The 24,429-nt window shown below is 62.7% G+C and carries 26 protein-coding genes; 19 read left to right on the plus strand and 7 right to left on the minus strand.

Annotated elements, in window-relative coordinates:
• Nucleotides 1–332 precede the first annotated feature (332 nt).
• The 5 genes from VES88_18395 (at nucleotide 333) to VES88_18415 (ending at nucleotide 5,852) form a co-directional block, all read left to right on the plus strand.
• Nucleotides 333–1,487 carry a helix-turn-helix transcriptional regulator gene (locus VES88_18395; GenBank protein ID HYN83455.1) on the plus strand — a complete coding sequence of 385 codons (1,155 nt, stop codon included), beginning with the start codon at nucleotides 333–335 and terminating at the stop codon, nucleotides 1,485–1,487.
• 306 nt (nucleotides 1,488–1,793) lie between these two features.
• Complete coding sequence (locus tag VES88_18400) at nucleotides 1,794–2,960, plus strand: helix-turn-helix transcriptional regulator (GenBank protein ID HYN83456.1); 1,167 nt, start codon at nucleotides 1,794–1,796, stop codon at nucleotides 2,958–2,960.
• Nucleotides 2,961–3,231: 271 nt separating this feature from the next.
• Nucleotides 3,232–4,476 carry an ATP-binding protein gene (locus VES88_18405; GenBank protein HYN83457.1) on the plus strand — a complete coding sequence of 415 codons (1,245 nt, stop codon included), beginning with the start codon at nucleotides 3,232–3,234 and terminating at the stop codon, nucleotides 4,474–4,476.
• A 144-nt stretch (nucleotides 4,477–4,620) separates the two neighbouring features.
• The gene (locus VES88_18410) at nucleotides 4,621–4,995 is read left to right on the plus strand and encodes a BlaI/MecI/CopY family transcriptional regulator (protein HYN83458.1); all 375 of its coding nucleotides are present in this window, start codon (nucleotides 4,621–4,623) and stop codon (nucleotides 4,993–4,995) included.
• Between the two features lie 605 nt (nucleotides 4,996–5,600).
• The gene (locus tag VES88_18415; GenBank protein HYN83459.1) at nucleotides 5,601–5,852 is read left to right on the plus strand and encodes a BrnA antitoxin family protein; all 252 of its coding nucleotides are present in this window, start codon (nucleotides 5,601–5,603) and stop codon (nucleotides 5,850–5,852) included.
• Here the strand turns inward: VES88_18415 and queG are convergent.
• Together queG and VES88_18425 are read right to left on the minus strand one after the other, a co-directional pair.
• Complete coding sequence (gene queG / locus VES88_18420; GenBank protein HYN83460.1) at nucleotides 5,849–6,898, minus strand: tRNA epoxyqueuosine(34) reductase QueG; 1,050 nt, start codon at nucleotides 6,896–6,898, stop codon at nucleotides 5,849–5,851. The genes VES88_18415 and queG overlap by 4 nt on opposite strands.
• A gap of 4 nt (nucleotides 6,899–6,902) precedes the next feature.
• Nucleotides 6,903–7,160, minus strand: a complete 258-nt coding sequence (locus VES88_18425) for a hypothetical protein (GenBank protein ID HYN83461.1) — start codon at nucleotides 7,158–7,160, stop codon at nucleotides 6,903–6,905.
• Nucleotides 7,161–7,454: 294 nt separating this feature from the next.
• On the opposite strand from VES88_18425, the gene VES88_18430 reads away from it, so the two are divergent.
• Genes VES88_18430 through VES88_18440 form a run of 3 tightly spaced genes read left to right on the plus strand, consistent with a single transcriptional unit; the run spans nucleotide 7,455 to nucleotide 9,481 of the window.
• Nucleotides 7,455–7,952, plus strand: coding sequence for a metallophosphoesterase family protein (locus tag VES88_18430; protein HYN83462.1), 498 nt, complete (start codon nucleotides 7,455–7,457; stop codon nucleotides 7,950–7,952).
• A complete protein-coding gene (locus VES88_18435; protein ID HYN83463.1) occupies nucleotides 7,945–8,607 on the plus strand; it encodes a 4'-phosphopantetheinyl transferase superfamily protein in 663 nt (220 codons plus the stop codon). The genes VES88_18430 and VES88_18435 overlap by 8 nt, the downstream gene beginning before the upstream one ends.
• A gap of 58 nt (nucleotides 8,608–8,665) precedes the next feature.
• Complete coding sequence (locus VES88_18440; protein ID HYN83464.1) at nucleotides 8,666–9,481, plus strand: hypothetical protein; 816 nt, start codon at nucleotides 8,666–8,668, stop codon at nucleotides 9,479–9,481.
• On the opposite strand, the gene VES88_18445 is transcribed toward VES88_18440, so the two are convergent.
• The gene (locus tag VES88_18445) at nucleotides 9,458–10,090 is read right to left on the minus strand and encodes a nucleotidyltransferase family protein (protein ID HYN83465.1); all 633 of its coding nucleotides are present in this window, start codon (nucleotides 10,088–10,090) and stop codon (nucleotides 9,458–9,460) included. The genes VES88_18440 and VES88_18445 overlap by 24 nt on opposite strands.
• On the minus strand, nucleotides 10,087–11,289 hold the full coding sequence (locus VES88_18450; protein ID HYN83466.1) for an XdhC family protein: 1,203 nt from the start codon (nucleotides 11,287–11,289) through the stop codon (nucleotides 10,087–10,089). Before VES88_18450 ends, VES88_18445 begins: the two co-directional genes overlap by 4 nt.
• 51 nt (nucleotides 11,290–11,340) lie before the next feature.
• On the opposite strand from VES88_18450, the gene VES88_18455 reads away from it, so the two are divergent.
• From VES88_18455 to VES88_18490, 8 genes are all read left to right on the plus strand, one after another.
• Nucleotides 11,341–12,444: an alpha/beta fold hydrolase gene (locus tag VES88_18455; protein HYN83467.1), complete on the plus strand. Its 1,104-nt coding sequence runs from the start codon at nucleotides 11,341–11,343 to the stop codon at nucleotides 12,442–12,444.
• 88 nt (nucleotides 12,445–12,532) lie between these two features.
• Nucleotides 12,533–14,632 (plus strand): xanthine dehydrogenase family protein molybdopterin-binding subunit, encoded by a 2,100-nt coding sequence (locus VES88_18460; protein HYN83468.1) that lies wholly within the window; start codon nucleotides 12,533–12,535, stop codon nucleotides 14,630–14,632.
• The gene (locus VES88_18465) at nucleotides 14,629–15,096 is read left to right on the plus strand and encodes a (2Fe-2S)-binding protein (GenBank protein ID HYN83469.1); all 468 of its coding nucleotides are present in this window, start codon (nucleotides 14,629–14,631) and stop codon (nucleotides 15,094–15,096) included. The genes VES88_18460 and VES88_18465 overlap by 4 nt, the downstream gene beginning before the upstream one ends.
• The gene (locus tag VES88_18470) at nucleotides 15,093–15,917 is read left to right on the plus strand and encodes a xanthine dehydrogenase family protein subunit M (protein HYN83470.1); all 825 of its coding nucleotides are present in this window, start codon (nucleotides 15,093–15,095) and stop codon (nucleotides 15,915–15,917) included. Before VES88_18465 ends, VES88_18470 begins: the two co-directional genes overlap by 4 nt.
• 223 nt (nucleotides 15,918–16,140) lie before the next feature.
• Nucleotides 16,141–16,437: a type II toxin-antitoxin system Phd/YefM family antitoxin gene (locus VES88_18475; protein ID HYN83471.1), complete on the plus strand. Its 297-nt coding sequence runs from the start codon at nucleotides 16,141–16,143 to the stop codon at nucleotides 16,435–16,437.
• On the plus strand, nucleotides 16,434–16,715 hold the full coding sequence (locus VES88_18480; protein HYN83472.1) for a type II toxin-antitoxin system RelE/ParE family toxin: 282 nt from the start codon (nucleotides 16,434–16,436) through the stop codon (nucleotides 16,713–16,715). The genes VES88_18475 and VES88_18480 overlap by 4 nt, the downstream gene beginning before the upstream one ends.
• Complete coding sequence (gene allB, locus VES88_18485; protein ID HYN83473.1) at nucleotides 16,715–18,031, plus strand: allantoinase AllB; 1,317 nt, start codon at nucleotides 16,715–16,717, stop codon at nucleotides 18,029–18,031. Before VES88_18480 ends, allB begins: the two co-directional genes overlap by 1 nt.
• Nucleotides 18,031–19,062 (plus strand): glycosyltransferase, encoded by a 1,032-nt coding sequence (locus tag VES88_18490; protein ID HYN83474.1) that lies wholly within the window; start codon nucleotides 18,031–18,033, stop codon nucleotides 19,060–19,062. The genes allB and VES88_18490 overlap by 1 nt, the downstream gene beginning before the upstream one ends.
• A gap of 14 nt (nucleotides 19,063–19,076) precedes the next feature.
• On the opposite strand, the gene VES88_18495 is transcribed toward VES88_18490, so the two are convergent.
• Nucleotides 19,077–20,333 carry a DUF5996 family protein gene (locus VES88_18495; GenBank protein HYN83475.1) on the minus strand — a complete coding sequence of 419 codons (1,257 nt, stop codon included), beginning with the start codon at nucleotides 20,331–20,333 and terminating at the stop codon, nucleotides 19,077–19,079.
• A 24-nt stretch (nucleotides 20,334–20,357) separates the two neighbouring features.
• Here VES88_18495 and alc point away from each other — a divergent pair, with 24 nt between their 5' ends.
• Nucleotides 20,358–21,374: an allantoicase gene (gene alc / locus VES88_18500; GenBank protein HYN83476.1), complete on the plus strand. Its 1,017-nt coding sequence runs from the start codon at nucleotides 20,358–20,360 to the stop codon at nucleotides 21,372–21,374.
• Between the two features lie 11 nt (nucleotides 21,375–21,385).
• Here alc and VES88_18505 read toward each other — a convergent pair whose 3' ends face one another.
• Nucleotides 21,386–21,934, minus strand: coding sequence for a Uma2 family endonuclease (locus VES88_18505; GenBank protein HYN83477.1), 549 nt, complete (start codon nucleotides 21,932–21,934; stop codon nucleotides 21,386–21,388).
• 182 nt (nucleotides 21,935–22,116) lie between these two features.
• On the opposite strand from VES88_18505, the gene uraD reads away from it, so the two are divergent.
• Together uraD and uraH are read left to right on the plus strand one after the other, a co-directional pair.
• Nucleotides 22,117–22,635, plus strand: coding sequence for a 2-oxo-4-hydroxy-4-carboxy-5-ureidoimidazoline decarboxylase (gene uraD / locus VES88_18510; GenBank protein HYN83478.1), 519 nt, complete (start codon nucleotides 22,117–22,119; stop codon nucleotides 22,633–22,635).
• Nucleotides 22,632–22,961: a hydroxyisourate hydrolase gene (uraH, locus tag VES88_18515; protein ID HYN83479.1), complete on the plus strand. Its 330-nt coding sequence runs from the start codon at nucleotides 22,632–22,634 to the stop codon at nucleotides 22,959–22,961. The genes uraD and uraH overlap by 4 nt, the downstream gene beginning before the upstream one ends.
• Nucleotides 22,962–23,006: 45 nt before the next feature.
• Here uraH and VES88_18520 read toward each other — a convergent pair whose 3' ends face one another.
• On the minus strand, nucleotides 23,007–24,362 hold the full coding sequence (locus tag VES88_18520) for a sorbosone dehydrogenase family protein (protein HYN83480.1): 1,356 nt from the start codon (nucleotides 24,360–24,362) through the stop codon (nucleotides 23,007–23,009).
• Nucleotides 24,363–24,429 lie beyond the last annotated feature (67 nt).

Below are 24,429 nucleotides of genomic sequence, written 5' to 3' on the forward strand. Positions count from 1 at the left end.
CGGATCTCTTCCAGAGGGGGATTAAGCCCTTTCTAAAGGTCGGAATCGGGGCGCGGACCGCGTGCCCGGACCACCTCTTGCAGACATCCGGGCCGGGCCTGAATTTCACCGTGGCAGGGGATGGACTTTCACGGCTCGCCGCTCGAAGTCAGCCGTCCGCTGGCGCCCATCTGGACAAGCATGGGCTCCCTTGCGTATTTCCAATTAACTGCGGCGGCCTCTCTCGAGAGGCCGTCTTTTCGTCCAGAACCGTTGCGTCCCTTCTCCTGCATTCGTCAATCATGGCACCAGGGCATTCCCGACGCATCGCGCAACAATCGAAACAGGATAAAATGAGCAGCGTCACACGGCCCCTGCTGTCCCGGCTGCCGTCCGAGGAAATCACGCCCATCGGCTTCACCCAGCGCGAGCAGGACGCGCTGCGCGCAGCCTTTGCCGTGCTGCTCTCACCACTCGATTCGATCAATGCACAAACCTGGCGCGGCGAAGTCGGCCGGATCCTCTGCGACCTGCTCGGCGCCGACCGCGCCTCGTTCCAGCTCGAGATGCCCGGCATCCCGCGGCTCTACAGCGAGGACTATCCTCAGGCGACACTCGATGCTTACGTCGACTACTACAAGGACATTGACATCGGCCGGCACCGCCGCGATGCACTGGGCGCCGAAGTTTGGAACCGCTGGCTCCTGCACGGACGCGACCTGCGCAGCTTCTGGGAGAGCGAGATCCACCACGACTTCCTGGTCCCGAATCGCATTCTCGATTCGATGGGACTGACGGTGAAAGTTCGCGGCGCATCGATGCCCGCCACTCTGTTCTTCCACCGCGACAAGCCCGGCACTGCGGAGTTCAGCGAGCGCGGAATCGCTCTGCTCTCGATGCTGCTGCCCGCGTTCAAGGCGGGTGTCCGCGACATCGTCCGTTACTCGCACCAGCGCCAGAGTCTCACGACTCACCTCGACGAGCTCACAACCGGAATCAGGATCTGCGATTTCGACGGATCGACGGTGCACCAGAATCCAGCGTTCACGACTGCGCTCGCCGCGGAAGAATCTCCCAAGCGATTGGAGAGAGCAATCAGCGAGATCATCACGACACTCGTTCAGCTGTCGGGCGAGCCGAGCGACATCGGCGCCGCGCTGGCAGGCGACCGTATCACGCAGGAGATCCATACCAATACCGCGAGCTACCAGCTTCGAGGGACCTTCCTCGGCCGAGAGCTGCTCGGCGCCGAGCGACGGATTGCGATCTCGCTCGAGCGGCTCGCGCCCGACACGCCGCTATCCGACAGCACACTGCAGGCGCGCTTCAAGCTGACGCCGAGGGAGCTGGAGATCGCGCGCCGGCTGTCGCAGGGACAGTCGACCAGGGACGTTGCGCACGCCTGCGGCATCAGCATCCACACCACGCGACGGCACACCGAGAGGATCTTCAACAAGCTCGGCGTGAGGAACCGCTCGCAGCTGGGGCCCAGGCTGAGGGGCGAGTAGAGCGGACGCTTCCGGTAGCCGGCCAGCGGTAACCGGCGACCGGCAGCCGAGGCCCGGAGGTCGGCATCTTGGCCCCCGCGGCCGGTGATTTCAAACCGATGGGCGCTTTAGGCCCCGCGGCAACCATCTTGCTCTCCTGCGGGCTGCTGGGCCGGGAAAGGTCTGGAAATAATCCAAGAGGATGCTTACAATAGGATTCCTCCCCGACTACCCCTGGCCACGGTTGGCTTCGTGTCCAGTGTCGTTGCATCTCATGTAATCCGGGCGTCGTTGTTCTGGAAAGTTGCGGCACCGAACCGAGAGCGGATGACCCACGCGAGTAGCGAGTGGAGAAAAATCAGAAGAGAGCCGGAGCGGGAGACTGAAAGTCCTCAAGTCCCGCTCAACCCTCGCGCGCAGACTGCGCTGCAGTCGGCGCTTGCCGTGCTTCTCTCACCGCTCGACGCGGTCGACGCCAACGCCTGGCGTGGCGATGTAGCACGCACGCTCTGCGAGCTGCTCGGCGCGGACAAGGCATCGTTCGAGCTGGAGATGCCCAAGATTTCGCAGATGTACAGCGAGGACTACCCGCAGGCGACGCTCGACGCGTACATGCAGCATTACCGGGCGATCGACACCGGGCGCATCCAACGCGAGAAGCTCGGTCTAGAGGTGTGGAACCGCCAGCTGCTGCACGGCCGGGCGCTTCCGGATTTCTACAAGAGCGAGATTCACCGCGGGTTTCTGGTGCCCAACGGAATTCGTGATTCGATGGGCCTCACTGTCGAGGTGCCGGGTCTCCCCAAACCCGCGACGCTTTTCTTCCATAAGGAGCGGACGGGCACGACTCAGTTCGGTGTTCGCGGGCTCGCGTTCCTCGGCTTGCTGCTTCCAGCCTTCAAGGCGGGCGTCCGCGATCTCGTGCGCTACTCGCACCAGCGCGTGAGCCTGTCGAGCCACCTCGACTCGCTGATCGAAGGCATACGAATCGTGGATCTGGAGGGACGGGCCATTCACCAGAACCCGTCGTTCACCGCGACTGTCACCGGCAAGCCCGTCGAGCCCGAAGCCGAGGCGGCAATTGCGGAGATCGTCGCCGAGCTGGGCACGTTGACTCGCGACCGTCACGGGAACGTCATGGCTCTTGCCGGGGCTCAGGTCAGGCGTGAGATCGTCACCCCGACGTCGAGCTATGAGCTCCGCGGGAGCTTTCTGGGGCGCGAGCTGCTGGGAGCCGAAGTCCGGGTGGCGATCTCGCTGCAGCTGATCATCTCGCCCGCCGGGCTGTCCGACGAGGCGTTGCAGAAGAGGTTCGGGTTGTCGGAGCGCGAGATTCAGGTTGCGCGCTGCCTTGCGCGCGGGGAATCGACGAAGGAGATCGCGCTGTCGTGCGGCATGAGCCCGCATACTGCCCGGCGGCACACCGAGAAGATCTTCGTGAAGATGGGAGTTCGGAACCGGTCGCACATCGGGCCACGGCTTCGGGGCGAGTAAGCTCCCCGGTCACCGGTAGTCCGTTACCCGTATCCGTACCAGTTGGCCGTTACCTGCTCGCAGTTCCTGCTTGCAGCTCCCCGCTGCGTGCCAACCCCCAGAGCTACCCGCGCCGGCTTCCAGCCTAAGTCTGTGTGGGACAGCGAATTAGGGGTTACTGTCCAATTCCAAAGTTTAGGTTTATAAAGTAAAATACTTCTCTTTATAAACTTCCACGAATTACATTATAACCTGTGCCGCAATACAGCGCACCCGTCCCGCGGCCGGTAATATGGCAAAGCAAAACCCGTTTCGAATCCACGGAACCGTCGAAGGCGAGTACTTCACCAATCGCCAGGGCGAGCTGGAGAAATTCGCCGGAATCCTGAGCGAGCCCGCTGCGAAGATGGTGGTGTACGGCCCGCGCCGCATGGGAAAGAGCTCCACGCTCGACAACGTCGTGCGGTCGATCAACAAAGGGGGCGGCCACGCGCTCATCGCCGACATCTCCACCGCCTCCACCGTCACCGACATCGGCAACCGGATTCTCGCCAGCGCGACACGGTCTATTGGAAAGGGGTGGCGTGACCTTGCCAGGGATCTCGTCGGTCGCCTTCAGGGAAGCATCAGGCTCGCGCCCGATCCGACGACGGGATTCATGCTCCCAAGCTTCGATGTCGGGCTTCGCCAAGCGAGTCTCGAGGCGCAGCGCGAAAGTCTCGCGCAGGTTCTGGACGGGCTCGAAGCCCTCGCCGCATCGAAGAAGACGAACGTCGGCCTCGTCCTCGACGAATTCCAGGACATCACGAAGTTCGGCGGGCAGGACGCCGAATGGCACCTGCGCGGCATCGTTCAGCGGCACAAGCAAGTGAGCTATATCTTCGCCGGGTCGGAGGAGCACCTCATTCGCGCGATGCTGGGCAGCGGGCGTGCCTTCTACAAGATGCTCGACCAGCATCACTTCGGGCCGATCGACAGGGACCACATGTCCAGCTGGATCGATCAGCGAATGCAGACGGCCGGCCTCACCTCGAGCTTCGCGGGCGCCGCGTGCGTGAATCTCACCGGTCCGCGCACGCGGGACATCGTGCAGCTCGCCCGGAAGTGCGTGGACAGGGCGGTGGAGAATACCATCGGCTATGAAGAAGTCGCGGCCAGCTATGTGGAGCTGATCGAGGATCAGGACGACAGCATCCGCAACTGGTGGGACACGCTCACTTCGCTGCAGCAGAACGTGCTGCGAGCCGCCGCCGGCAGCTCGGCCGGGCTCACTACCGCAGACACCCGGAAGAGATTTTCACTGGAGAGCTCAGGGAGCATCACGAACGCAGCCGCGGCGCTTCTCGACGAGGGCCACCTCGTCCGCACCGACAGCGGATCGGGATATGTGTTCGACAGCCCGTTCGTTCGCGGGTGGGTGATCATTCATGCCCTCCCCGACATCGGTGTCGAGCTCGCCGCGACTCACATCGCGTCAGAGACCGCGGAGTACCTCGCCGCCGCCAGTCAAGCGCCGGGGAAAGAAGCGCTGAGCTGACGGGAGTGCCCGTATCAGAAGGCTCGGGGCCCGTTTGCCTCAGCGACCAGCTACGGGAAAACTAGTTGACAACCCGCCGCCGGTACCGTAGCCTACTAGGAAGCCCGTAGTAACGGAGACGCTACCCAACCCTTCGACGGCAGCATGGCCGACATCTATTTCCCCCCCCGTGAGCTCGAAGTGATGAGCGTCCTCTGGCGCCTCGGCTCAGCCACGGTCGCCGACGTCCGCGACGCGCTCGACGACGAGCTCGCCTACACCACCGTCCTCTCACTGCTCCAGATCCTCGAGGAAAAGGAATACGTCCGGCACGAGCCGGACGGCCGTGCATACCGCTATTTCCCACTGGTCGAAGCTGAAAAAGCGGGCGGTAGCGCACTAACGAGAATTCGCGACGCGATCTTCCACGGCTCGGCGGAGCGGATGTTCGCCCAGATCGTGTCGGACCGGGAGCTGAGCAGGAAAGATCTGAAGCGAATGCGACGAATGTTGAAAAGGCGCCTCGAGGAGAAGCCGTGACAAGCGTTTTGATCGTCTACGGACTCGTTGTGGACATGCTGCTCTGTGCGACGAGCGTCACTACTCGGAAGAGCGGTGGGTTAAATAGGCCCTAGCTTTTAGCTGCCACGGTCCACTCCAGGACGTCGTCGTTCAGCTCCAGAACGTCGTCGTTTAGCTGCGCCGCGTAGAAGTGATTGCACGGAAAGTTTTCGCATGCTCGAGTAATTAACCCACCCCATACCGTTGTCACCTAGACTCTTGCCGATGATGTATATACGTCTGTATATTCACAGTGCGATTCACTTGGGACCCGCTAAAGAACGAGGCCAATCTTCGTCGGCGCCAATTCGACTTCGAATTCGCCACGCAGATCTTCGAGGGCACGACGCTGGAACGCGATGATACGCGACGGGATTACGGCGAGCGACGCGTGATAGCGACTGGGGTCACCGATGGGTTCTGCCTTACCGTTGTATATACCGATCGGCGCTTTGAATCCGGAGAAGTAGAGAGACGCATCATTTCCGCACGTGGGAGCAATAGAGGAGAGCGAAGAGCCTATGCCCAAGCATTCCCCCCAACGACCGAGCCGAGGCCGGGCAAACCTTGAGTATCTAAGGCGGATGAGCGACGCAGAAATTGCTCGGACCTCGCCTCCCGAGCTCGCGAATTTGCCGGCCGATTTCTGGGATTCGGCGAGGCTTGTTGTACCCGTGCGCAAGGAGGCCATTTCGCTGCGCGTGGACGAGGACGTGCTCGCCTGGTTCAGGAAGGCGGGTCCTCGCTACCAATCACGAATGAATGCCGTATTGCGGAGCTACGTCGCCGCCATGAGACGACGCCCCACCGGGTCAGGAACCAAACGGAGCGGCTAGCCGAGCCTCGCCGTTTGGGTGAAGCGCTCTTGAATCCTGTCCACTGCCCACCCAACATGCTCGCGCACGAGGGGGTCCTCGTCTGATAGTGCTTCACTCAGCGCCGGTATTGCTTCTGGCGATCCGCTGTTCCCCAGGGCTACGGCAACGTTTCGAAGAAAGCCAGACCGCTTCGCGCGCTTGATCGCGGAGCCGCGCGAGAATTCGCGCCAGCCCGCATCGGACATTCGCATCAGCTCGGTGAGCCGCGGCGCCTCCATCCCGGCGCGCGCCGCCAGTGCCGGCTCGGTCAGCTCACGCGCGAAGCTTACGTTCCATGGGCAGACGTCCTGACAGATGTCGCACCCGTAGACGAGCTCGCCCAGCGATTCGCGCAGATCCTCAGGAACTGCCTCGCGCGATTCGATCGTGAGATACGAGATGCAGCGCGTAGCATCGAGCACCCGCGGCTCCACCAGCGCCTGAGTCGGGCAGGCGTCGAGGCAGCGCGTGCACGTTCCGCAGCGATCCGCCTCGAACGGTGTGTCCGGCTCGAGCTCGAGATCGACCAGCAGGGACCCGATGAAGAAGAACGAGCCGATCTCCGGATTTATGAGGTTCGTATTCTTGCCAAACCAGCCGAGCCCGGCTTTGCGAGCCAGGTCGCGCTCGAGAATCGGGCCGGTGTCGACGTACGACTTGCCCCGCACCGGTCGCCCGAGCAGCTCTTCGATCCACTCGTGAAGCAAGTCGAGCTTCTTCCACATCACCTCGTGGTAGTCGTCACCCCGCGCATATCGGGCGATGGGACCACTGGGCGATTTGCCGCCGTAGTTCAGTCCGACGACGATCGCGCTCGTTGCACTGGGAAAAGGAAGCCGGGAATCGCGCCGCTTCTCCGCGCCGCGCGGCAGGTACGTCATCTCGCCGGCATAACCGCGCCCGAGCCAATCCTCGAACGCCCCCGCCGTCCCGGCCGGCCCGAGCGCGGCGACGCGAACCAGATCGAACCCCAGGCCGAGCGCCTGCCCCTTGATGAGATTGGTCAGCAGCCCGCGGTCAGTCACCTTGCTAGGTGGCAGTTGTAGTTGAAGCTGCCCAGCGAACGTACCTCTCCACTTCCTCAGGACTAGGCACGGCGTCGAAATCCCCGTAGGCCGTGTACATCCGCCACCTGAGGTATGTCGTATCGGGCAGCGGCAGGAACGGCGGGCGCGCGTACCACTCCAGCGCCCGGAACCGCCACGCTACCACCAGCAGGTCGCGGGCGAGAGTGGGACGAATCACCGAGCGGAGCGCGAGGGCGAGGGAGAGCCGTTCCCATGTCATACCGCGAATAATACGGCGATTTGCGTAGGGGAGGCCCGGCCACGCCATTGAATGCTGCGTCTTTTGGCGAAGTGCAACGATCAAAAGAGGGAATCGCGGGTTCGAGGCCAGAGGAATCCAGGTCGCGAGGTCGCAGGTCAGGCCTCAGAGAAGCAAAGGCTCGCACCTCACCTGATACCTGCGAGGCTCGGCTCCTGTCACCTCGCACCCGCGCTCCTCTCCTTAGAAATCAAGACGATTGGAGTCTCCAAGCGCCGGCCTTCCAATACTCGCTGATCAACTATTTTTGAGCGAATGAGCGACCCTGCTACGAGTCCCCCGGTGCGGCATACGATCGGGCTCATCGCCGATACGCACGGGCTCCTGCGGCCCGGAGTGCATAGTGCGCTCGAGGGTGTCGACCTGATCATTCACGCTGGCGACGTCGGCGACGGAGTTCTCGAGGAGCTCGCGGAGATCGCTCCCGTAAAAGCCGTCCGCGGCAATACCGATCCTATGGGCGATCCCGACCTGCCTCTCGGGCTGAGACTCGAGATTGGCGGACTGGTGATTCATGTCAGTCACGGCAACGAGCTCGGCGTGCCGACGCCCGCAAAGGTTCTCGCCGCCTACGAGGGAGACGTGCTCGTCTATGGGCACAGTCACCGGCAGATCGTCGAGCGCGCGGGCGATCGTCTCGTGGTGAATCCGGGTGCGGCCGGCCCGCGACGGTTCAATCTGATGCCGAGCGTCGCGCGGCTCACGATCGTCGACGGATTCGCGGAAGTGGAGATAATCGATCTCGATGCGTGACCTCCCGGCTGACGAAGTCCACCTGTGGGAGACCTCTCTCTCCGTGGACGACAGCGAGGTCGCGCGAATCCTCGACCTGTTGTCTCCGGTCGATCGATGGGCGGCGGATGAGTTCAGCCATGTTCCCGCCCGGAAGCAGTACATCGTCTCGCGCGGAATGCTGCGCCAGCTCCTGTCCGGCTACATCGGCATCGCGCCACAGGAGATTCAGTTCACAATCGAGGGGGCCGGAAAGCCGGTGCTTGCGGGCAAGCGCACAGTTGACTTCAATCTCACGCACTCGGGCGATCTCACGTTGTTAGGCGTCGCGCGGCGGCCGCTGGGCGTGGACATGGAGCGGGTGCGAGAAATGCCTCGTGCAATCGAGCTCGCAAAGCGTTACTACTCTCCCGCGCAGCACGAGGAAATCGCGGCAACGCCGGACGAAGCGCGAAGCCGCAAGTTCCTCGGCATGTGGGTGCGAAGGGAAGCGTACGCAAAGGCGCTGGGCACCAGCGTGTGGCGGGCTCTTGGAGATCGACAGATAACAACCGATCACACGGTGCAGTTCGTCGACTACTCGGCCGAGTACGTTGCGGCCATCGCTGCTCCGGGGAATGACTGGAAGATCGTTCGATGTGGAGCGATCCCGTCGCCGAAGCACAGAGTTTTGTAACGATTCAAAGGCTGGTGCCGGGATCGCTCAAATCCTTGTAAACTCTGCGGTCACAACAATGAGAGTCCCGCTCGGCAGTTTCCTGCTGTTTGCTGCAGTTGCCGGAGCTTTACCGGCCGCTGCCCAGCCTGTCGCTGCTAATAGAGCTTCCATCGTCCGTCTGGTCGCGCGGGATTATTCGTTCGAGACCCCGCTGCGCCTGCCTTCAGGCATTGTCAGAGTCCGCCTGGTGAATCGCGGCTCGGAGCCGCATTACGCCGCTTTCTACCGGCTGGGAGGAGGCAGGACGGCGACGGACTTCTTCACGTGGCGGGCAAGTCGCTCACCGGCGCCCAGCTGGCTGACCTTCACGTCCGGACCCGCGCCCGTCGCGCCTGGCGATTCGACCGACCTCACCGTGCGCCTGCCGCCCGGTCATTACATGATTCTCTGCGGATACCCCGGAAAGGATGCCGTGCAGCATCTGGACAAGGGAATGTTCCGAATCGTCGACGCTCATCCGGTGCGCCGGCGATCGAGGAGCCCCGCCGGATACCCGACTGTCGCGCGGAAGATCACGATCTCGGAATCCGATATTTCCCTCGATCAGCCCGTCCCGGCGGGATGGCGGGAAATCGGAATCGAAAACACGGGGTCTACCGCCGAGCAGGGGTTGATCGTTCGTCTGCCCGCGGGGGTCAAGGTGGCGGACGAGCAGCGCTGGTTCGACGAAGGGTTTCGCTCACCTCGTCGGGGCGTGCCCTGGGGAGGCGCGCTTCTCGTCGCACCCGGAGAGCGCTATGTCATCACGCGGTATTTCGAGCCGGGACGATACGCTTTGATCTCCCGCCTCACCGGCAAATGGCGGAGTCTACTCTTTGTCGTCGCGCGGTAGGCGACTCTTGCGGCGTCCCGCGGAGCGCGTGAGGCGTTCCGCGTCGGATGGCGTGTCCACGTCGAGCGCGGCATGGGCCATCGGGATTCGCTTCACCTGACCGATCCGCTTGCGAAGCCAGGCGCCGGCGCCGGCGTCGCCCTTGAGCGCCATCAGATCGGGAACGTGCTCACGGCCGATCACCACCGGCACTCCGATCGTGTCGTCGTACTCGGAGGCGATGATGCGATCGTCGGCGTTGAACGCATCGAGCAGCTGTGTGAGAGCCGCTGCGTCGATGAGCGGTTGATCGGCGAGCATCACGAGCGCGCCGTCGCACGAGACGTTCTGATAAAGAGCGCGGAGGCCGGTGGCCAGAGATGAAGCGAGCCCGGTCTCCCACTCGTCGTTCATGACCAGCGTCACCGACGGCAGCATCGCAAGCGCCGGCGTTATCTCCTCGGCCTCCGCGCCGAGCACGATGATCACGGGCGACGCGCCGGCTTCAACGGCAGCGATGGCGGCGCGCCGCACGAGCGGCTCACCCTCATTGATGATGAGCTGCTTCGAGTAGCCGAGCCTCGTGGACGGGCCAGCCGCAAGAATCACGGCGCCGACGTTGCGCTTCATCTGTGACTTCCCAGGTTTGCCTTTCCGTGCAGGGGTCCGGCCTTATCTCTTAGGTGCCCTGCGCTCCGCGCGTTCAGCACCGCAGAGATTTCCGACACGATGGCGAGCCCGATCGCATCGGGGCCCTCGCCTCCGATATCGATTCCAACGGGAGCGAAGAGCGGCCCGCCCGGCGCTACAGGCGCGCCTCTCCGCCCGCTGAGATCTGCCAGCATTCGCTCGGTGCGCGCGCGGGGGCCGAGCACGCCGATGTACGCCGCGCCACTGTCGAGAAGAGCTCCGACGTAATCCGTGTCGCGGCTGATATGGTGGGACATGACAACTGCCGCCGTGCGCGGAGTCAGGCTCACCACATCGGCAAGGCGTGAAGGTTCGGCGGATTCCACCACACGCGCTCCGGGGAAACGCGCGGCGTGTGAAGCGTCAACAGGGCGATGATCCACGACCGTCACATCCCATCCGAGCTCGGAGCCGAAGCGAGCTATAGGGATGACATCGGGCCCGCTGCCACAAATCACGAGCCGTACTGCGGGGGCCACCACCTCGAATGCGACTTCCACCGGACCGTACTCGCGATACAGTCCGTGGCGTCCGGCGGTGAGGGCCTCATCGCTGTCGGCCGTGGCGCTCGCGAGCGTGTTGCCGCTCCCCCATTCGCCGCTTTTCTCGATCCTGTTGCCGGTGAACAGCGCGTGCGCTCCAATCGATGGGGCAGCCCCTGCAGTCTCGCTGTCGCCGCCCAGAATTGCCTCAGTGTCGACAAACGACGTGTTGGCGCCGGCAGGAGCGACACGTATCACCGTCGCCAGGACGGAAGGTTGATCCGCGTCGAGAGCGCGGCTCAGAAACTTTGCGAAATACTTCGCGCGCGGGGGCTGGAGCGGCTCGAGCAGCACGTCGATCAATCCGTTGCAGCCGAGCCCGAGTCCCCAGGGGGCGTCTTCGTCGTCGCGCGTGTCGTACCTCACCACCTCCGCGCGGTCGGTTTCGTGTACCCGCCGTGCATGCTCGGCGAGGTCGGACTCGAGACAGCCGCCGCTGACGAGTCCGACAGTCGACCCGTCAACCCGGATGAGCATGCGAGCGCCCACGCCACCGTAGCTCGAGCCGGTGACGCGAGCGACGGTTGCCAGAACGACCGACTCACCCGCGGCCGAGGCGCGCGAGAGAGCGTCGACGATTGCGCGATGGGTTGTCACGTATCGAATATGATCGAGTATGAAACTGGTCGAAATCCCGGAGGAGCCTAAATGATCCGATTTGGCTACGTCGTTACACTCCCAGTGGTGGCGGCGATGGTGCTGCCCGGTCGATTGAATTCCGCTGCGGCACTTCCATGCACGACAGCCACGCCGGCGTGTACAGAGTGGGTAACGATGGCCGGTGGCCCAGGGCGGACGCTCGTCTATCGCACCTATCCCCTCGACTCCCGGAACGAGGCCATCACCCGCGCGTTCATTCTTGTGCATGGCGCGGGCCGCGACGCGCACAATTATTTCCGCCACGCACTTGCCGCTACGTTTCTCGCGGGCGCCCTCGAGAACACGATTGTCATCTCCCCTCGATTCGCGGCAAACGAGGGAGGCAGCTGCCGCGACACCCTTGCCGCGAACGAGATCAACTGGAGCAGCTGCAGCGGCGAGACGTGGCGCTCCGGCGCCGGTGCGCTCAGCAATCGTCAGATCACGTCGTTCGATGTCGCCGACGAGATTCTGAGGAAGCTCGCCCGCAGGGAGACCTTTCCGAATCTGCGGAGCATCGTGATTGCCGGTCACTCCGCGGGCGGGCAGTACGTGAATCGCTACGAGATGGCGAATCAGATACACGACCGGCTTGTAGTGCCGATAACCTACGTCGTGGCGAATCCGTCCTCGTACGCTTACCCCGACAGTCTGCGGCCGAGGTCGAGCGCGCTTCCGCAGAACGTGGCGTCGCTGCCGCCGGGATACATTCCGCCGCCGCAGGCGAATCCACCGCCGCCATTCGGACGCTACGGCGATTCGGAGGACTGCACGACATACGACACGTGGCCGTACGGTTTGAGGAACCGCACCGGGTACACGGCAAAGCAGTCGGTCGAGCAGCTGCGGAAACAGCTTGCCGCGCGGCCGACGACTTACCTGGTGGGCGAGCTCGACATTCTGCCATTGTACGGCTTCGACAGCTCGTGCCCCGCAATGGCGCAGGGGCCGACACGGCTTGCGCGCGGGCTCGCGTTCGGCCGGTACGTGAACGAGAGCTTCGGTGCGAAGCACAGCACTTTGGTTGTACCTGCCTGTGGCCACAGCGCGCGGTGCATGTTCACATCTGACGTTGTATTGGCGGTCATATTCCCGAGCAAGAGCGGGAACTGAGAACCACAAGCGGGTCGCGTGTGGTTCTCAGTTCCGCTTTTGCTGTTACCGCCTTGCTCGCGACCAGCGCAACCAGCATTATCACGAAATGCCCTCAGTAGGTAACAGCGTAGCCCGCAAGGATGGTATCGGAAAGGCAACCGGAGCCGCGCGCTACGCGGATGACCTCGTTTTTCCGGGAATGCTGCACGGGCGCACCGTTCGCTCGACAATCGCCCGCGGGCGTGTGCGGTCGATTCGGCTCGATTTCGATACGACCGGCTTCACTATCGTCGACTACCGCGACGTTCCCGCAACGAATGCGGCGGATCTCATCGAGAAGGACCAGCCCTTCCTCGTGGAGGAGGAAGTCCGTCACATGGCTGAGCCCATCGTGCTTCTCGCCCACGAAGATCGCGAGAAGCTCCTCGCCGCGAATGTCGTCATCGAGTACGACGAAGAGGAGCCGCTGTTCGATGCTGAGAAATCGGACACGGTCTTCAAGGAAATCGACATCCTGAAGGGGGACGTAGCCTCTGCCCTTGCGGGCGCCGACGTCATTGTCGAGGGGACGTACCGCACCGGGCACCAGGAGCACGTTTACATCGAGCCCAACGCAGTGATTGCGGTGCCCGAGGAAAACGGCGGTGTGGCGATCTACGGCTCGGTGCAGTGCCCGTTCTACGTCATCAAGGCGCTGCGATGTCTGCTCGGATCAGCGCATCCGAATGTGCGCGTGATACAGACCGAGACCGGCGGAGGCTTCGGCGGCAAGGAGGAGTATCCGTCGATGATCGCCGGACACGCGGTGATGCTCACGCTGAAGTCGGGCCGGCCGGTAAAGCTCATTTACGATCGTGTCGAGGACATGATCGCGACCACGAAGCGCCATCCATCGATCGTTCGACATCGCACGGGCGTGATGCGCGACGGGCGAATCGTTGCGATGGACATCGACGTTCTCATGGACGGCGGCGCGTACGTGACGCTGAGTCCCGTTGTTCTCTCGCGCGGATGCATTCACGCGGCGGGTCCGTATCGCTGTGACAACGTTCGAATCTTCGGCCGCACTGTGCTGACCAACACTCCCCCGAACGGCGCATTCCGCGGATTCGGTGCGCCGCAGACGGAGTTTGCCGTCGAAGTCCACATGGAGCGAATTGCCGAAGCGCTCGGAATGGATCCTGTCGAGCTCCGACGAAGGAACGCGCTGCAGCCGGGCGACACCACCGCCACGGGCCAGATCATGCGGGAGGATTGCAGCGCGCTGATGGTCCTGGACGAGGCCGTGCGACGAACGGATTTCACTCGCAAGCGTGAGGAATTCCGCGGGACGAATCGCGCGATCGGTCTCTCGCTCTTTTATCACGGCGCGGGATTCACCGGCAGCGGTGAGCTGCACCTCAAGTCGAAGGCTCGGCTCGATGTGACGCGCACAGGTGTCCGGATTGCAGTCGGCAGCACCGAGATTGGCCAGGGCACGCGCACGATGCACGCGCAGATTGTATCGGACGCTCTCGGAGTTCCCTATGAGCTCGTCGAAGTAATGCAGCCCGACACCTCTCTCGTTGCCGACAGCGGCCCGACGGTTGCCTCGCGCACCTGCATGGTGGTCGGAAAGATTCTCGAGGAATGCGCGCTCGAGATGAAGGAGAAGCTCGCTGGGACTTCGCCGGCCGAGTATTACGCGCACTACGGGGAGATGTCGGTGGAGCGGATGTATACGCCGCCCGACTGGATCAAGTGGGACGACTCGACTTACCGCGGCGATGCGTACGCGACATTCGGGTGGGGATGCGACGTGGTCGAGCTGGAGCTCGATCGCGACACATTCGAGGCCCGGCCGATCAAGCTCACCGCAGTGCAGGAGTTCGGGCGTCCGATTCATCCCGCGCTTGCTCGCGGGCAGATCGAAGGCGGAACTGCGCAGGGACTCGGATACGCGCTGCTCGAGCGTGTAGTGATGCGCGACGGCGCGATGGCCAATGCGCAGCTCACGAACTACACGATCGCAACGACTCTCGACATGCCGGAGCTCGACGTCGTGATGATGGAGAATCCGTACCCGGGCGGACCGTTTGGCGCAAAAGGGCTCGGCGAGCTTCCGATGGACGGGCCCGCTCCCGCGGTGGTGAATGCGCTGAGGCATCTCGGACTCGACGTGCGCGAGATTCCGGCGACACCCGAGCTGATCGCCGCCTGCGCTTGAAGTTCGTCCTGAACGGTCAGCCCACCGACATCGCCGCGCACCCGGCGGCGCGGCTCATCGACGTGCTCCGCGAAGACCTCGGCCTCACCGGAACGAAGGAAGGCTGCGGAGAGGGAGAGTGCGGCGCGTGTACCGTGCTCGTGAACGGCGAGCCGGTCTGCTCGTGCATCATACCTGTTGCCCAGGTCGCCGGGACTGAGGTGACCACAATCGAAGGACTGGGCGGAGACCATCCACTGCAGCACCACTTCATGAACGAGGTGGGCGCCCAGTGCGGGATCTGCACGCCGGGAATGATCATGGCGGCGCTCTCGCTCGGTCCCGCGCCGACGCTCGACGATGTGAAGGTGGCGCTCGCCGGGAATCTCTGCCGCTGCACGGGCTACTCCGCCATCTATCGCGCGATAATGAAGTGGAAAGGGATGCCTTTGCCCGAGGCAGCCGGAAGTCTCGTGGTGGAATGAGAACCGCGATGTCGCAGCTCGACCTGCGAACTGCCGCTTCACTCGACGACGCGCTTGCGATTCTGCGGGATGACCCCAGAGTTCCCGTGGCCGGAGCGACGGACATGTACGTCGCGGTGAACTTTGGAACGCTTGAGCCGCGGAAACTGCTGGACATCTGGGCACTCGACGAGCTGCGCGAGATTTCCGTTGTTGGCGAGACTCTCGTCATCGGCTCGCTCGTGACGTACACATCCCTCATTCGGTCGGCGGTCATTGGCAAGCGCTTGCCGATGCTCGTCGAGGCTTCGCAGCAGGTCGGCGGCGCGCAGATCCAGAATCGCGGCACCATCGGCGGCAACATCGCGAACGCATCGCCCGCCGGGGACTCACTTCCCGTGTTTGCGGCGATCGACGCGGTTATTGTTTTGCGCAGCGCGAGCGGCGAGCGGCGCATTCCCTTCGGCGAGTTTTACACCGGGTATCGGAAGACCGTGATGCGCCCCGACGAGCTGATCGTTGCAGTCGAGGTCGCTCCGGTAGAAGGGAAGCAGTGGTTCCGAAAGGTGGGGACGCGGGCCGCGCAGGCAATCTCGAAGATTGTCGTAGCGGCGGTGCGGGCACCGGCGCCACGGATTGCGTTCGGAAGTGTCGCGCCGACGGTCGTGCGCGTTCCAAGGACGGAGAAGGCGCTCAGCGATGGTGCCTCGATTGACGATGCGGCGCGAATACTGGGCGACGAGATTGCTCCGATTGATGACCTTAGATCGTCGGCAGAGTACAGACGCCGGGTATCGATGAATCTCCTGCGGCGCTTCTGGGCGGACACTGAAGGCGCGTGACATTCTACCGAGAGAACCACAGGTGCCTGGCGAGAGGAGCCGAGGTCGCAGGTGGCAGGTCAGGCGCCAGTGATAGTTTTCTGAAACCTCCCTGCTGCCTCGGCACCTGGACGCTTTCAGCCAGGCACCTGTGATTCTCTCCGTTGATTTCGTCCCAGGCATCGCTTGACCGGCGTCAGATTAGTACGTACGTTCCAACGTACGTATCACCGAGGTGGCCGCCATGATTCCGAAATCAATTACTCCGACTGATCTACGCGCGAATCTTTACGCGGTTGTGCGCGAAGTCGCCTCGAAGGGCCAGCGCTACCTGGTCACCCCAAGCGACGGGGAGAGTGTCGTCATCTGCTCGCGTGAGGAATACAACGCGTTGGTGGCGGAGCGCGCGCTGTTGCGTGATCTTCGCGAAGCAGAGGCGGATGTGGCCGCCGGGCGTACGCATACGCTCGCCGAGGTACGCGGCTTCATGTCCAAACAGCGCTCCAGGTCGCGACGGGTTAAGGGTAATCGCTCTGCATGAAGGTCGTCTGGGCCGAACACGCCCGGAACCGACTCGCCGATATCTACAGGTACATCGAGCGTGATTCACCGTCACGGGCTGCTGACTTCTGCGAGCGGTTGATCGAGGCGACCGAGCAGCTCGCCAACCATCCGTTCAGCGGCCCGCTTCTGCCGGAGGATGGCGCGTATCGCCTGCTCATCGTGGATGAGTATCGTATCGTCTATCGTGTCGCTGACAAGATCGCCTACGTCATGACGATTGTTGCACCGGGAATGCTCTACGAGCAGTCGCTCTGATGCATCTTGTAATTCGAAGTCAGCGTGTCGTCACACCCGATGGGATGCGTCCCGCTTCGGTTCACATTGTCGACGGGCGCATCGCACGCGTTGGCGCCTGGTATGACATTCCGGCCGACGTGAAGCCGGTTGATGCTGGCGAAATGATCGTGATGCCTGGCCTGGTCGATACTCACGTCCATGTGAACGAGCCCGGGCGAACCGAATGGGAGGGCTTCGAGACTGCAACTCGCGCGGCCGCGGCGGGCGGAGTTACGACAATTCTCGACATGCCGCTCAATTGCATTCCTGCGACCACCACGGTCGCTGCGCTCGAGGCAAAGCGCGACGCCGCTCGCGGGAAGACTTCCGTAAACGTCGAGTACATTGGCGGTGTGGTTCCGGGAAACAGCCGCGACCTCGAGGGGTTAGGCGGGGCCGGCGTTCGCGCCTTCAAGTGCTTTCTCTCACCGTCCGGAGTGGACGAATTTCCCGCCGTGAGCGAAAGCGATTTGCGCGAGGCCTTCCCGATTCTTGCGCGCCTCGGTGTCCCGCTCATGGTGCATGCCGAGGATCCGTCGCGTCTTACCGGTAATGGCAAGAGCTCGCGCGTCTACGCGGACTACCTGGCGTCGCGTCCCGTTACCGCCGAAGAGTCGGCGATCGCGCTGCTCGTTCGGCTGCTGGAATGGTGTCCGACACGCGTGCATGTGGTGCACCTCTCCTCTGCGCAGTCCCTCGCGATTATTCGTGCCGCGCGCGATCGCGGGCTGCCGATCACCGTCGAGACGTGCCCGCACTATCTGACGTTCGCGGCCGAGGAGATTCCGGATGGCGCTACCGAGTACAAATGTGCTCCGCCGATTCGCGCGGCCGCGGAGCGCGACGCATTATGGGACGCTCTCATCGGCGGCGAGATCGACCTTGTCGCCTCGGATCATTCACCGTGTCCGCCGGCGATGAAGGAGACCGCCGGTGATTTCTTTGCCGCCTGGGGCGGAATTGCCTCGCTTCAGCTCTCGCTGCCGGTAGTGTGGACCGGTGCGCGCATGCGCGGTGTGACGCTCGAGCGGATTGCGGAATGGATGAGTGCAACGCCCGCGAAGCTCGCGGGTCTCGAGGGAACGAAGGGTGCGCTGGCACCGGGCTTCGACGCGGACATAGTTGTGTGGGACCCGGATGCGACCTTTGTTGTCGAAGCCGTTAAGCTTCACCACCGTCACAAGGTGACGCCTTATCTGGGGCGCACACTCTATGGGACGGTGCATTCAACGTTTGTCGGAGGACGGGCTATGTACGACGCGCCAATCTCGATCGGAAAAGGGATCGGAGCCTGATGGCAGAATTGCCATTAGGCTCGCCGGAACCCGTCACCACGTTCCCGCTGGCCAACGACGTCGTTCTCATTCCCGTCTTCAACGACTGGGAGTCGCTTGCGCTGCTCATCCCTCAACTCGATAAGAGCCTGTCGTCCGCCTCGCGCACAGCTGAGCTCATTCTCGTGGACGATTGCTCGGTTGTGCGGCCGGCGGAGCTCGCGATTGCCGAGCCGTTGACCGCAATCAGGTCGATCGACGTGGTGACGCTCGCGCGCAATCTCGGTGACCAGCGCGCAATCGCGATCGGGCTGAGCTACATCGCGATGCGTCGTCCCTGCCGGGCAGTGGTGGTGATGGACGGAGACGGCGAGGATATGCCGAGCGATGTGCCGCGTCTGCTCGACGCTTTCGACCAGACGGAAGGAAAGCGCGTCGTGTTCGCGAAGCGCACGCGGCGCCCAGACGATGCGCTGTTTGCGTTGTTCTATCGTCTCTATCGAATGGTCCACTGGTTGCTCACCGGCATTCGCGTCGAAGTAGGCAACTTCAGCGTCGTTCCATACGCGGTGGTGCGCAAGCTCGCCGTGGTTTCAGAAATGTGGAACCACTATGCGGCGGCGGTCACTCACGCACGCGTGTCGACGACACTCGTTCCGACCGTGCCCGGAAAACGACTCGCGGGCCCCCCGGCGGTAAGCTTCGTTTCGGTCGTCGCGCACGGGCTGAGTGCCATGTCTGTCCTTGCCGAAACAATCGGAGTTCGTCTGCTCGCGACGACGGGCATTCTGATGGGGCTGCTCTACATTGCGCTCGTCGTCGTCGGGTCCATGCGGTATCTCACGGACCTCGCGATTCCCGCGTGGACTACTGTTGCACTGGGCGTTCTTGCCGTGCTGCTGATTCAGACGGCGATACTCTCGATGGTTTTCATGTTCATGATCCTGATCGGGCGCGCGAGCGTGTCCTTCGTTCCGGCGCGAGAGTACGAGCTGTTCGTGGACTCTGTGAAGCGCGTCTGGGAAAAACGTGCGCTAGCTCGGGTATTGTAGGGGCGGCAGGGAGATCAGCGCTTGACCAGATCCGAGTAGCTCGGGTGCGAGCGAATGTATGCCGCGATGAATGGGCAGCTCGGCACTACCTCGAGGCCTTCTTCCCTGGCGTAGTCGAGCGCGTGCTTCGCGAGCGCGCTTCCTATCCCTCGTCCCTCGAGGGGGGGCGGTACTTCGGTGTGAGCCAGCCAGATCCTGTTGTTGCGCCGGCGGTACTCGACGAAAGCGATGCGTCCTTCGATCTCCGTTTCGAAACGCGATCGTTCCGGCTGCTGCGTGATGTGGAGCTCGGGAGTCGCGTCCCTTGGCTCTTCAGCTTCGACAGGCTCACGCTCCAGCGCGGCGCGATCCCATCCGCCGGCATTTGCGCCCGCTTCGTACGTGGTCTGTAGGAACTGCAGCAGCGTTGTCTCGGGGAACGCCGCCGTGCGCACTGCCTCGTACGGCAGTATGAATTCCCTCATTTCAGTATGGTAACGCGCCTCCTCGGGCTCGAGAGTCGCTTCGGAAAATCCTGCCGGCTCGGGGTAGGCGTAAGCGTAATAGACAGGCTCATCGACGCCGAACAAACCTCCCGGCCAGAACCCGGCGCTCACCATCTCCTGCGAGTAGCCTTCGCGCATCACCCACGCCGGAACATTCAGCACCGGTCCTGAGAACGTCGGCCCCGGGCGACCGGAGAATCTGGTGAGCGCGAGATCAAAGCCTCCCCAGAAGAAGTGCGCCGGACTCGTTTTTCCGACGAAGCGTGAGCGAAAATCACTGAAAACGCGCATCGATCCTATCAGGATGCGCCAGACACGATTCGCGTACTCGGGATCGTAGGACGCGTGCTTCTCATCCTCCGGGAAGGGAGTCACGTCCTCGACCTCGACCGGGACGGGATAAATGACCAGGTCGATGCCGACTGACTTGAAGGCGTCGAGATACTCCCGATAGAAGGTCGCGACACTCTTCGGCGCGAGGGAAATGCGCGCATTCTGCCGCTCGGAGGTTCGAACCTCGAGTGCGTGATCGACGAAATCGACCTCGACCTCAAGCGCCAGCCTGTCGGTGTAGATCGTTGACGTCGTCATGCCGCGCGGTGTCAAATACAATGTCGTGTTCCACCAGTGATTAACGAGCGGCGTGAGCGCGAGACGTGTCTTGCCGACCATCTGCAGCCACCGCTGGAGCGTGGCGTAGGTGTCGCGCCATTCGGCCAGAGGAAGAGCGGGCCATCGCTCGGCGGTCATTTGCGGAGAATACGGCGGGATGCCTTCACTGTCCATCGGCTCGAGTGTTAGAGTATGCGCATGACAGTTGCCTCAGCGTCCGACGCGCACCCCTTCACCGAGCTGCCCGACCTCGCAGCCGAACGACTGGGCGGGGCGGTGATCGCGGCCAACGACGATTTCTTTGCGCCGAAAGAGAATCTCATCAAGCCTGCCGCTCCCGAGTGGAGAGAAGGGGAATACACGGATCGCGGCAAATGGATGGACGGCTGGGAGACCCGCCGTCGTCGCGCGCCCGGCCACGACTGGGCGATTATTCAGCTCGGCGTTCCTGGAATTGTCCGCGGTGTTGTGATCGACACAAGCTACTTTACCGGGAACTATCCCGAGGAAGCGAGCATCGATTCGGCCGCGGTCGATGGCTCTCCGTCAGGCGAGCACATGATGAGCGAGCAGATTCAGTGGGCGCCCGTGCTGCCGAAGTCACGGCTCAAGGGCAATACGCTCAACTATTGTCCCGTCGAGGCCAACAATCGCCGAGTGACGCATCTTCGACTCAACATCTTCCCTGACGGGGGTGTTGCCCGGCTTCGCGTGCACGGTGAAGTGGTCCCCGATGAAGAAATCTTTACCGCTTTGAGAGAGATAGACCTTGCTGCCCTCAGAAACGGAGGGCTCGTCGTCGCGTGCAGCGACATGCACTACGGGAATCCCCAGAACATGCTGCTGCCCGGCAAGTCGACACATATGGGAGACGGATGGGAGACGAAGCGCCGGCGCGGGCCGGGAAATGACTGGGCTGTTGTGCGTCTCGCCCGCCGGGGAATTGTCGAGCGCATCGAGCTGGACACCGATCACTTCAAGGGAAATGCGCCGGGTAGCTGCATGATCGAATGCTGCGACGCGAGCATCACGCACGGAGTGTTCGACTCGGAGCACGGGGAGTGGAGCGAGCTGCTGCCGCAAACGCCGCTCGAGCCTAATGGACAACATCACTGGGAGGGGATTGTGCCGAAGCCGGCAACACACGTCCGCTTGAACATCTTTCCGGACGGTGGCGTTGCCCGGCTACGGCTATTAGGAAGGGTCGAGCGCTGACGGGCCTGTGCTCAGAGCCTTTTAGGCTTACCGGACTTTCTTCGGATAGTCTCGAAGAGCTCAGGCACGTCGATTGTAAGAGGCACCCACTCGTTGTCGGGAAGCCACACGAGCGAGTCTCGGCAAACTTCAGGGGATTCGCGCCCTTGCGTCCAGCGCTCGATTATCCGCGCGTCGAGGTCGAGAATCCAGTACTCGGGCACACCGGCGTCGAGATAAAAATCTCGCTTTACGATCCGGTCAGTGCGTACGCTGCTGGGCGAGATAATCTCGATCGCAAGCAGCAGACGTTTGAAGTCAGCCCAGGTCGGATTTTCCACGTTATCCGCCACGCTGTCCGGATCGAGAACGAATATGTCTGGCTGAGTGATAGAGTCCGGAACGAGCTCCAGGTCGGCAGGCGACGTAAGGGGAAGGCCTATGTCGCGCTCGTTGAGGTACGTTTTGACAATAAATGCGAGCTCGGCTACGGCCACTTGATGCGGGACTCCCGGGGAAGGAGTCACGATCAACTCTCCATTGATGAGCTCGTAGCGCGGCCAATGGCGCGTCTCGTCCATGAGAGAGCGTACTTCGGCTGTGGTCCAACGGCGGCGATGGATCGCGGGCATACCCATAGTTTGCTCGGCGGACGGAGGAAAATGCAAGTGGCCACCACCCACGGTACGTCTCTCCGCATTCGGCTTCGGTATTGTTTCGCCGCAGGCATAATCGAGACAACGCTGAGCGCAGGAGAATTCGCTTGAGCATCACCGTCGCCGATCTCGATGGAATCCCCGGACGAACCGCTGCAAGTCTACTCGTCAACTGCTGCGGGTCGTCGCGATGGGTGTCGGAAATGGTCGCCGCTCGCCCGTTCGGATCGCGCGACGCCGTTTTCTCCGAGGCCGATCGAATCTGGACCTCACTCGATGCAAGCGACTGGGTCGAGGCCTTCGCGCATCACCCGCGGATTGGAGAACGCACGGCGGCTCGCTCGCATGGTGGGCAGAAAGATGAGTGGGCGGACGAAGAGCAGGCCGGAGTCGGCGATGCGGACGACAACGTTCGTGACGCGCTCGCCACGTCGAACCAGGAATACGAGCGGCGCTTCGGCTACATCTATATAGTATGTGCCACGGGGAAGACGCCCGAGGAAATGCTCGAGCTCGCGCGCCGGCGTTTGTACAACGATGGCGCGACTGAGCTTCGCCTGGCAGCCGAAGAGCAGCGGAAGATCACGCGGATTCGATTGCAGAAGCTTCTGGAGGAAGAGAAATGAGCGGCATCACGACGCACGTGCTCGACACATCACTCGGGAAGCCCGCGGAAGGAATTCGCGTGAAGCTCCAGTACGAAGGAGCAGTCGTCGGCTCGGGGCTCACCGATCGTGACGGACGAGTACGCGAGCTCGTGTCCGGCGGAACGCCGTTACAGGAAGGCATTTACAAGCTGACGTTCTCGGTCGGTGAATACTTCGAGGCGACGGGCCGTGATGCGTTCTACCCGGAGATCGTCGTCAGCTTTCGAATTGCCGCGGGGTCGGGACACTATCACGTTCCGCTGCTCCTGAGCCCGTTCGGCTACTCCACGTATAGAGGAAGCTGAATCGTTCGTTTCTTCGGGCCTCGGTGACCGGCTACCGGCCACCGGTCACCGGCTACCGGTAACTCTCCACACGGCATTCCCCACATCATCGGCGACTAAGAGGGCGCCTCGCCTGTCGATAGCGACACCCACCGGCCGTCCCATCGCATCACCGTTATCCCTGATGAAGCCGGTCAATACGTCGATCGGCTGACCCGACGGGCGACCGTTGGCAAACGGAACGAAAATCACCTTGTAGCCGCTCCACGGCTTGCGATTCCAGGAGCCGTGCTGGCCAACGAACATTCCGCGGCTGAAGCGCGCGGGAAGAGCAGCTGCACCCGACCAGGTCAAGCCGAGCGATGCGGTGTGCGGACCGAGCGCGTAGTCGGGTACGATCGCCTTCTCGACCAGATCGGGGCGCTGCACTTCGACGCGAGTGTCAACGTGCCTGCCGTAGTAGCTGTAAGGCCATCCATAGAATCCGCCGTCTCGAACCGAAGTCATGTAGTCGGGAACGAGATCGCTGCCGAGCTCATCGCGCTCATTGACCGCTGTCCATAGAGCGCCGGTCTCGGGCTCCCACGCGAGACCTACCGGATTCCTGAGGCCCGAGGCGAACACGCGGTAGGTGCCGGTGGCCGGATCGATCTCCAGCACAGCCGCGCGGTCTTCTTCCTTCTCTATCCCGTTCTCGGCGATGTTGCTGTTGGATCCCACGCCAACGTAGAGCTTCGTGCCGGCGCGGTTGGCGATGAGACTCTTCGTCCAGTGGTGATTGAGCCGGCCACCGGGGAGATCGACGACTTTGACGGGCGCGGCCCTGATCTGCGTGACACCGGGCGAATAGGGCACGCGCACGACGGCGTCGGTATTTGCGACGTAGAAGGAATTGCCGACGAGAGCCATTCCGAACGGGGAGTTGAGATTGGAGAGAAACACCGTGCGAATCTCGGCGACTCCGTCACCATCTCCGTCTCGCAGCAGCGTGATTCTGTTCGCGCTCGGCACCGCGCCGCCGGCTTTCTTCGAGAAGATCCCGAAGAAAAAGCCCCTGATGCCCTTTCCCGCGTCCGGTCTCTTCGGCGCATTCGTCTCGGCGACAAGCACGTCGCCGTTGGGGAGTACGTAGAGCCACCGCGGGTGATCGAGCCCGCGAGCGAACGCCGTGACTCGCATTCCGCCTGCGGCGACAGGCGTTGCATTCGGTGCCCACCCTTTCGCCGTGACGACGTTGACGAGTGGAATGATTGACGTTCTGGGCGGCGGGAGCGCCGGGTTCGGTCCAGTGCCGGCGGCTACGGGAAGCCGCGCAGAAGATCCGCAAGCAGTGAGGACAGACATGCCCGCAAGAGCGACAGCAGCCAGTGAGCTGAACTTCGCGATCTTGAACATGCTGTAACAGTTTGCGGCAAGAATCACGCGAGTTGGGTCTGGAGCCGACCGTTGTCCCCTCTCGCGCGGTGAACGGCGCACCGCGAGCGGCAGG

The organism is Gemmatimonadaceae bacterium, assembly GCA_035633115.1.
Taxonomy (GTDB): domain Bacteria; phylum Gemmatimonadota; class Gemmatimonadetes; order Gemmatimonadales; family Gemmatimonadaceae; genus UBA4720.

Coding starts and splice junctions, on each gene's coding strand:
- VES88_18395 (HYN83455.1), top strand. CDS start 333: ATGAGCAGCGTCACACGGCCCCTGCTGTCCCGGCTGCCGTCCGAGGAA.
- VES88_18400 (HYN83456.1), top strand. CDS start 1,794: ATGACCCACGCGAGTAGCGAGTGGAGAAAAATCAGAAGAGAGCCGGAG.
- VES88_18405 (HYN83457.1), top strand. CDS start 3,232: ATGGCAAAGCAAAACCCGTTTCGAATCCACGGAACCGTCGAAGGCGAG.
- VES88_18410 (HYN83458.1), top strand. CDS start 4,621: ATGGCCGACATCTATTTCCCCCCCCGTGAGCTCGAAGTGATGAGCGTC.
- VES88_18415 (HYN83459.1), top strand. CDS start 5,601: ATGAGCGACGCAGAAATTGCTCGGACCTCGCCTCCCGAGCTCGCGAAT.
- VES88_18425 (HYN83461.1), bottom strand. CDS start 7,160: ATGACATGGGAACGGCTCTCCCTCGCCCTCGCGCTCCGCTCGGTGATT.
- VES88_18430 (HYN83462.1), top strand. CDS start 7,455: ATGAGCGACCCTGCTACGAGTCCCCCGGTGCGGCATACGATCGGGCTC.
- VES88_18435 (HYN83463.1), top strand. CDS start 7,945: ATGCGTGACCTCCCGGCTGACGAAGTCCACCTGTGGGAGACCTCTCTC.
- VES88_18440 (HYN83464.1), top strand. CDS start 8,666: ATGAGAGTCCCGCTCGGCAGTTTCCTGCTGTTTGCTGCAGTTGCCGGA.
- VES88_18445 (HYN83465.1), bottom strand. CDS start 10,090: ATGAAGCGCAACGTCGGCGCCGTGATTCTTGCGGCTGGCCCGTCCACG.
- VES88_18455 (HYN83467.1), top strand. CDS start 11,341: ATGATCCGATTTGGCTACGTCGTTACACTCCCAGTGGTGGCGGCGATG.
- VES88_18460 (HYN83468.1), top strand. CDS start 12,533: ATGCCCTCAGTAGGTAACAGCGTAGCCCGCAAGGATGGTATCGGAAAG.
- VES88_18470 (HYN83470.1), top strand. CDS start 15,093: ATGAGAACCGCGATGTCGCAGCTCGACCTGCGAACTGCCGCTTCACTC.
- VES88_18475 (HYN83471.1), top strand. CDS start 16,141: ATGATTCCGAAATCAATTACTCCGACTGATCTACGCGCGAATCTTTAC.
- VES88_18480 (HYN83472.1), top strand. CDS start 16,434: ATGAAGGTCGTCTGGGCCGAACACGCCCGGAACCGACTCGCCGATATC.
- allB (HYN83473.1), top strand. CDS start 16,715: ATGCATCTTGTAATTCGAAGTCAGCGTGTCGTCACACCCGATGGGATG.
- VES88_18490 (HYN83474.1), top strand. CDS start 18,031: ATGGCAGAATTGCCATTAGGCTCGCCGGAACCCGTCACCACGTTCCCG.
- VES88_18495 (HYN83475.1), bottom strand. CDS start 20,333: ATGGACAGTGAAGGCATCCCGCCGTATTCTCCGCAAATGACCGCCGAG.
- alc (HYN83476.1), top strand. CDS start 20,358: ATGACAGTTGCCTCAGCGTCCGACGCGCACCCCTTCACCGAGCTGCCC.
- VES88_18505 (HYN83477.1), bottom strand. CDS start 21,934: ATGGACGAGACGCGCCATTGGCCGCGCTACGAGCTCATCAATGGAGAG.
- uraH (HYN83479.1), top strand. CDS start 22,632: ATGAGCGGCATCACGACGCACGTGCTCGACACATCACTCGGGAAGCCC.